Source organism: Ramlibacter sp. WS9 (assembly GCF_003797765.1).
Taxonomy (GTDB): Bacteria; Pseudomonadota; Gammaproteobacteria; order Burkholderiales; family Burkholderiaceae_C; genus Ramlibacter.
This window is the reverse complement of sequence record NZ_RKMB01000167.1, coordinates 1-401: the sequence shown is the minus strand read 5'-3', so window position 1 is coordinate 401 and position 401 is coordinate 1. Positions and strand designations below refer to the sequence as shown.

Here is a 401-nt window from a genome sequence, read left to right as displayed (position 1 = left end):
CGTTTCGGGGTGTACGAAGTCCCCGGCGAAACCTGAGATCGGATGGCTCAGATCATCTGCCCTGGACGGCCAGGCGCTGTCGGGCGAGGATTCATCCAGCACATTGGATCGCTCAGGAGCCTACTTCATGACTTTGATGATCGACGCGACAGACTTGAAAGAACAACTTGCGGCCTCCGACCGCGCTCACAAGGCCCTGTCGCAGGCCCGTGAGCGGTGGCTAGACCTGCAAGTTAAGCTATTCGCTATTCCGCCCGCGCCAGCGGATGTTACCGCGTGCAATGAACAGCAGCGCGTCGTGGATGAGGCCAAGGCTCATTACGAGTACTGCCTGGGATACGTGGCTGCCTCGCTGCGTTTTGCCATCCTCCAGGCCGAGAACCGCCAAACCGCATGAACTT

The 401-nt window shown here is 59.4% G+C and carries 1 protein-coding gene; it reads left to right on the top strand.

Annotation, left to right across the window (positions count from 1 at the left end):
* A partial coding sequence (locus tag EEB15_RS33485; protein WP_233259733.1) for a hypothetical protein occupies positions 1 to 397 on the top strand: 397 nt, incomplete at its 5' end.
* Positions 398 to 401: the final 4 nt, after the last annotated feature.